Genomic DNA, 6,442 nt, shown 5'->3' on the forward strand with positions numbered 1-6,442 from the left:
TGCACATGGTGCTGGCAGCTTACCTGACCACAGCCTTCGTGGTTGGTGCCGTGGGTGCCTATCATCTGTTGAAGAACCGTTTTAATGCAGCGGCGCAGGTGATGTTCTCCATGGCCATGTGGATGATGATTGTGGTCACGCCAATCCAGATGCTTGCGGGAGACTATCACGGCCTCAACACTCTGGAGCATCAGCCTGCCAAGGTTGCTGCTATGGAGGGGCACTTTGATTCCCAAGGCCCTGCCCCGCTCATCCTCTTTGGATGGCCGGATGTGGAAGCTGGAGAAACAAAGTACAAGATTGAGGTCCCTTATCTTTCCAGCATTATTCTGACCCACAGCCTCGATGGTGTTGTCCCTGGTTTGAATGAGTTTCCACGGGAAGACTGGCCACCGGCAGCGATCGTGTTTGTGTCATTCCGCATCATGGTTGGTATTGGTGTCTTGATGTTGCTGGTTGGCGTATGGGGGCTTTGGTCTCGCATGCGTGGCCGGCTTTATGAGAGTGAATGGCTTCAGCGAGCTTCCATCGTTATGGGGCCAGCTGGTTTCGTCGCTGTCATCGCGGGCTGGACGACAACGGAAGTTGGTCGCCAACCTTACACGGTTTACGGGTTGCTCAAGACGTCAGAATCCGTTTCACCCGTTGAAGCACCCGCCGTCTGGGCCTCGCTGGTCATCTTTGTAGCGGTATACTGTATCGTCTTTGGCGTTGGTATCTTCTACATCTTCCGGTCCATGGCGAAGTCTCCGGATGCGAGCCAGGGCGTTGAGGAAGGCGTACCTGTCAGAACCGCAGGCATCACTCCTGCACAGGCGCTTCAACCACATGAGGGAGATCGTTCTCATGATTCTTGATTATCCACTCATTTGGGGTTTTCTCATTGCAGTCGCGATCTTCGCCTATGTGATTTTGGATGGCTTTGATCTTGGCATCGGGATCTTGTATCCGACCACCAAAGACGCTGATGAACGCACATTGATGATGAACAGTGTTGCTCCTGTTTGGGATGGCAATGAGACCTGGCTCGTCCTTGGTGGCGGTGGTTTGTTTGCCGTGTTCCCGCTGGCCTACTCGGTCATTATGCCTGCGGTCTACGCACCGATTATTGGCATGTTGATCGGGTTGATCTTCAGAGGCGTTGCCTTTGAGTTCCGCTTCAAGTCATCTGTTGAGCGCAGGCCGTTCTGGGATATATCCTTCTTTGCAGGGTCTATCGTTGCTGCGTTCTGTCAGGGACTGGTGCTTGGCACGCTTGTGCAAGGCATTGAGGTGGTTGACCGCACCTATGCCGGCGGCTGGTGGGACTGGCTGACACCATTTTCTGTCATGACCGGTTTTGCCGTGATCTCCGGCTACGCCTTGCTTGGCGCTACATGGCTGGTGATGAAGCTGGAGGGTGTGCCGCAAGCGCATTTCCGCCGCGTTTCGAAGTACGCCGCTCTTATCCTGATTGGCTTCCTTCTGCTGGTCAGCATGTGGATGCCGTTCATCAATGAGAGCATTATGGAGAAGTGGTTCAGCTTCCCGTATCTGCTTTACACATTCCCGGTTCCACTTCTTGTAGCAGTCACCACGCTGGTGCTGTGGCGGGCTTTGATGAGCGATGCGGATTACACACCGTTCCTCGCATCACTGGTGATCTTCCTGCTGACTTATGTGGGACTTGGGATCAACATCTTCCCCTATGTGGTGCCAAATGTTTACACCCTCTGGGAAGCTGCCGCGCCTGACAGCAGTCTTAAGTTCCTGCTTGTGGGAGCGGTCATCCTCATCCCGATGATCCTCGCTTATACGGCCTACGCGTACTACGTGTTCCGCGGCAAGATCAAATCAACGGAAGGGTATCACTAATGAGCCTCGATAAAACCGGCGAAATTGACCAACCTTTATGGAAGCGGTTGCTTTGGTTTGCAGCCCTTTGGGTGGCAGGCGTTGCCTCCATCGCAGTGGTCTCTTACGCCTTAAGAAGTCTGATTATTTAACAGACCCAGCAAAAAATAAGGGCGTGCTATCCCCATAGCACGCCCTTCTCCCAATGAACCGCTTGCGGTTCCTCCTCCGCTACGGCTCGAAACTGTCCGGAGCCGAATATCTCCCGAAAATTCGCCTCTCATATTTCAGGGGTGTACTGTGATATGTTTTAAAAATCCTTTCAATGCGTCAAAACCCGCAGTTAGGCGATTTTATTGCCTAAAACTGGCGAAAATGAGCAAATCAAGGCGATGCTAATATGTGGGTGGCCTGTGGTTGTATTACGGCCGACACCTGCCTACTCCTTCTGATTGTCGAAGTGATTTCTTGCAACCATGCCCCTGTCATGAAAAGTTCACTTGTTGTTTGAGGTCAGACGGATTAGTCAGCAGCGCAAATTCCGCTGACGCAGGCTTATTCATCGCTTAAAGTTTATTCTGACTTGCAGCCTATTTTTTTGGGGTACCACACATGATCTTCGCGCAGCTTACCGACATTCACATCAAGGCTGGCGGAAAATTCGCCTACAACTGTGTTGATACGCTTTCTCATTTGCGTCAGGCCGTTGCGCATCTCAACGCATTTCGTCCACGACTTGATTTTGTGGTGATTAGCGGCGATCTGGTGGATTTGGGCAATGCAGATGAGTATGAGTTGTTCCGGCAAGAGATCGACCAGCTGGATATGCCGTTTTATGTGATCCCCGGTAATCACGATCACCGGGATGCAATGCGGGATGCGTTTGCGGATCATGACTACCTGACTTCAGAGGGTGCGCTTCAGTTTTCCATTGAGAAAGACGGCCTACGCATTATCGGGCTGGATACGACCATTCCGGGCAAGCATGACGGCCATTTTGATGCTGATAAGCAAGCGTGGTTGCGTGATGAACTGGACGCACATAAAGATCAGCCGACTTTGGTGTTCATGCATCACCCACCGTTCAAGACGGGTATTCAGCATATGGATGATATTATGCTGATGCGCGCTGATGAGGACTTCTGGCCTGTGGTTACAGGGCAATCACAAATCCGACAGATTGCTTGTGGTCATGTTCACCGAGCGATCGAAGTCTTCAAGAACGGCATTCCAGTGAGCATCTGCCCTGCTTCAGGCCATCAGGTCACGCTTGATCTGGATCCGGACGGGGAACCTGGCTTTGTTATGGACCCACCAGCGGTGCGTGTGTTCCGCTGGTCCGAGGGCGAACTGATCAACCATTTGAGTTTTATCGGCGACTTTGGTGGCCAACACCCATTCTTTGATAAGGATGGCAAACTGATTGATTAGGCTGAGTCTTTCTCAGTTATGAGATCGGCTCCGTTCTCAATGATGTCCCATGAGACGGCGGTGCCCATTTCCTGCAGTGCCTCCTTCTGCAGTTTCCATGCCTTCTGATTTTGGGCGAGAATGGCGGGGTCGCAAAGTTCGACGCGGTACCCTCTGTTAAGCGCACCGATTGTTGTGTTCTTGACGCAGGCATTACCATCCAGCCCTGTCACGATCAGGTGGTCAACTTCTTGATTTTTCAGGAACTCAGCGAGCGCTGGTTCGCCAAAAGCGTCGCTCTTTGATTTCACGAGATCCAGATCTGGCTCAATAGTTATGCTTGGATCTATCTTTAGGCCATCAGAGCCTTTTGCCCCCAAACCTCCTCCCAACAGGCGGACCAGAAGGTTGGTGTACCATCCCTTGTAAACTTGACGGATGGAGATGACTGGCCAGCCTTTTTGCTGTGCCAGCTCACCAAGCGCGTTTATGTAGTTGAGGCGGGCTTGCAGATAGTCGGGCTCCCAACTTCGAGAGCTGGTTTCCTTGATGAAGTCACTTTGAACATCAATCACCAACAGCGCAGTGCCTCTGCGGCCTTCAAACATGATCAACGGGCCGTTGGTTGGTGTTTGAATGTTGAGGACACCCCAAAAGGTATAGGCAGCAAGGGCTGCCACGCAAAGTAAAGCTCCTAAAACCAGAATAAGCACCGTTCGCTCCCCCAAGCCAAGACATGCCAGTCCCCACACCATATCATGCTGCTGTGGGGGGCTGACATTTCCAAATTTTGGGGAGCAAAGCCGTCAGGACTTGCACACAATCCAGCTGGTGCTACTGATCCCGACGGCTGTCTTCGATCTTAGTAAGTTTCGTTCTCAGCCGGGAATTGCTCGCGGCGAACGTCATTTGCAAACGCCTTTACACCTTGTTCGATCTGGGATTTCAGTTCAGCGTACTTGCGCACGAATTTTGGCGTCTTGTCGAACATGCCAAGCATGTCATCGGTGACAAGGATCTGGCCGTCGCAGTCCACAGAAGCACCGATACCGATGGTCGGGATTGGCACGCTGTCGGAGATTTCGCGGGCAACTTCGTCTTTTGTGCCTTCAACGACAACACAGAATGCACCTGCATCGGCTACCTGTCGTGCGCATTCCAGCTGTTCTTTGCGGCTTTCTTCGCTTTTGCCAGCAACCTTATAGCCGCCTTCCACATGCAGATACTGCGGGCGCAGGCCGATGTGAGCGACAACAGGAATGCCACGGTCTACGAGAAAGCGGATGGTTTCTGGCGCTGCGGAATTGTATTCCAGCTTGACGGCCTGACAGCCGGTTTCCTGCATCACGCGCAACGCGTTGCGGTATGCGGCCTGTGGGCTTTCTTCAAAGGAGCCGAAAGGCATATCAACGACAACAAGTGCGTTTTGAGAACCACGCATAACGGCTTTGCCGTGCATGATCATCATGTCCAGCGTGACTGCTGTCGTGTCTGGCAAGCCGTGGAGCACCATGCCGACACTGTCGCCCACCAGCAGCAGATCGCAATGCTCATCCAGCATCTGTGCGATTGGTGCAGTGTAGGCTGTGAGGCAGACCAGCTTGTGATGGCCTTTTGCCTTCATGATGTCTTTAATGGTTTTCCGCCGAGTCGCAGATGTATGAGACATTGTTTTAGGTGCCCGTTTCGTTCATCCAAAGCAGCTGGCCCTTTGTCTGGAGCAATCCAGCTGCCTTCATTCTTTGTTATTCCGCGCACTCATTGCCAGTCCGTTCAGCACCAAACCGGCGTACGCTTATTATTATTGGTTTTTGATCTGTGCCTGTGCTTTCAGACTTATGTCTTTGCGCGACCTCACCGAAAGCCACTCTTTGTCTTTCGGAATTGCGCAGTGCAACATGTGCTTCCTGCGCCTTTATAAGGAATTTTCGGAGAATATAAAATAACGTTGAGATACCCAATGGGACTTTTGGTGCGGTATGTACCATTCACAGTTGAATTGCGGACTTTCTAAACTGGCTAGGAGTCTCCCCTGTCCATTGCTTAAATGCCCTTCGAAACACCCTTGGATCCGAGTAGCCAAGCTCTGCTGCGATCTGTTCAGAAGACAAGCGCGACCATAAGAGCAGCTCCATGGCTTGCGACTGGCGGATCTGCGAGAGGATATCGCGGAAGGAGACTTGAAAAGCGGCTAGTTTGCGCCGAAAACTGCGCTCGCTCATGGAGAACCCACCCGCAATTTCTTCGATGGATGGATTGCTTTTCAGGCTACGGCGGACTTCTTCCTCCACGGTTTTAAGGAAGCCCAGACGGTTGCGTTCTTCCTGCATCATGCCTGCCAGAAGTGTTTCAACTTCCTGCACAACAAACCTGTCTGCGGTTGCCAGTGGACGTTGCAGGTGCTCTGTGTCAAAAAATATTGCATTTCGTGACGCATCAAACCTGACAGATGGTCCGAGTGCCTCCTGATAGAGGCTTTTCTTTGCTGGTGGTGCCTGCATCATCTCAATACGCTGAATGGCTTGCTTGCTTCCTGTTGTGAAACGGACAACGCCTACCATGGCGGCAAACAGTTCCTGCACAAAGAACGTGAGCAACACTGGCTCATGGAACCGGCTGCGCGCAATCATCGTGATTGCATTATCGGTTGCAGGTTCCAGATCAATCTCCAGCATGCTTCCGGTCAGGCGGTGGTACTTGATGCCGAACTCAAGCGCCGCTCTTCCCGTTGCACTTGCCATAACGCCAAGGCTGACGAGCCCGAGAGAGGTGATGGACTGACGGTGGCCGACAGCAAGGCCGAGGCTTTCATCTCCCGTCAACGCCAGTGCTTTGAGGATGATGAGGCGGCTCTGCTGATAGGTCAGGCGGGCCTCATGAGATAGAAACACCGAGGGGTCAGTGTTTTGGCTCAGGAATGTGTGAGGCAGCACCTTTTCTGCGGCGATGCCGCGCTGCTCCAGCTCCTGCAACAGATAGCGCAACAGGTGCGGTGGAACCTTTGAATGCTGCGCCACTTCTGGCGGTGCCAACTGGCCAAATTCAGAATGCATGCCCTCTCCCAATGCAGTCATGCTACGGAAACACGGGAGTGACCGCAAGATATGACCGAATTTGTCCGCCCTACGTCCGTATATGTCCTTCTAAACCTGCCCCATCTTGCCGTAGGGTGAGGTTTTCACAGTTCGGGGAGGGAACG

General features: G+C 52.6%; 7 protein-coding genes. 4 read left to right on the top strand and 3 right to left on the bottom strand.

The genetic code is table 11. The features are described 5' to 3' along the window. The 4 genes from PsW74_RS30030 to PsW74_RS24325 all read left to right on the top strand — a co-directional run. The coding region (locus tag PsW74_RS30030; protein ID WP_244277902.1) for a cytochrome ubiquinol oxidase subunit I at nucleotides 1–857 on the top strand (857 nt) is incomplete at its 5' end. Then, nucleotides 847–1,854 carry a cytochrome d ubiquinol oxidase subunit II gene (gene cydB / locus PsW74_RS24320; RefSeq protein WP_063287108.1) on the top strand — a complete coding sequence of 336 codons (1,008 nt, stop codon included), beginning with the start codon at nucleotides 847–849 and terminating at the stop codon, nucleotides 1,852–1,854. The genes PsW74_RS30030 and cydB, both read left to right, overlap by 11 nt. Beyond that, on the top strand, nucleotides 1,854–1,985 hold the full coding sequence (locus tag PsW74_RS28750; protein WP_152986720.1) for a DUF2474 family protein: 132 nt from the start codon (nucleotides 1,854–1,856) through the stop codon (nucleotides 1,983–1,985). Before cydB ends, PsW74_RS28750 begins: the two co-directional genes overlap by 1 nt. Before the next feature lie 460 nt (nucleotides 1,986–2,445). Next, entirely contained in the window at nucleotides 2,446–3,264 is an 819-nt protein-coding gene (locus PsW74_RS24325) for a phosphodiesterase (RefSeq protein ID WP_063287107.1), read from the top strand. Here the strand turns inward: PsW74_RS24325 and PsW74_RS24330 are convergent. The 3 genes from PsW74_RS24330 to PsW74_RS24340 form a co-directional block, all read right to left on the bottom strand. Then, nucleotides 3,261–3,956 (bottom strand): isochorismatase family cysteine hydrolase, encoded by a 696-nt coding sequence (locus PsW74_RS24330; RefSeq protein ID WP_208988132.1) that lies wholly within the window; start codon nucleotides 3,954–3,956, stop codon nucleotides 3,261–3,263. The genes PsW74_RS24325 and PsW74_RS24330 overlap by 4 nt on opposite strands. Nucleotides 3,957–4,105: 149 nt before the next feature. Next, a complete protein-coding gene (gene panB, locus PsW74_RS24335; protein WP_063287105.1) occupies nucleotides 4,106–4,912 on the bottom strand; it encodes a 3-methyl-2-oxobutanoate hydroxymethyltransferase in 807 nt (268 codons plus the stop codon). 319 nt (nucleotides 4,913–5,231) lie between these two features. Then, a complete protein-coding gene (locus PsW74_RS24340) occupies nucleotides 5,232–6,296 on the bottom strand; it encodes an AraC family transcriptional regulator (protein WP_082830696.1) in 1,065 nt (354 codons plus the stop codon). Nucleotides 6,297–6,442 lie beyond the last annotated feature (146 nt).

It is taken from the genome of Pseudovibrio sp. W74 (genome assembly GCF_001623085.1).
Taxonomy (GTDB): Bacteria; Pseudomonadota; Alphaproteobacteria; order Rhizobiales; family Stappiaceae; genus Pseudovibrio.

Bases quoted from the DNA above. Each gene is read 5' to 3' on its own strand.
- PsW74_RS24325 (WP_063287107.1), top strand. From the start codon at position 2,446: ATGATCTTCGCGCAGCTTACCGACATTCACATCAAGGCTGGCGGAAAA.
- PsW74_RS24340 (WP_082830696.1), bottom strand. From the start codon at position 6,296: ATGCATTCTGAATTTGGCCAGTTGGCACCGCCAGAAGTGGCGCAGCAT.
- panB (WP_063287105.1), bottom strand. From the start codon at position 4,912: ATGTCTCATACATCTGCGACTCGGCGGAAAACCATTAAAGACATCATG.
- PsW74_RS28750 (WP_152986720.1), top strand. From the start codon at position 1,854: ATGAGCCTCGATAAAACCGGCGAAATTGACCAACCTTTATGGAAGCGG.
- cydB (WP_063287108.1), top strand. From the start codon at position 847: ATGATTCTTGATTATCCACTCATTTGGGGTTTTCTCATTGCAGTCGCG.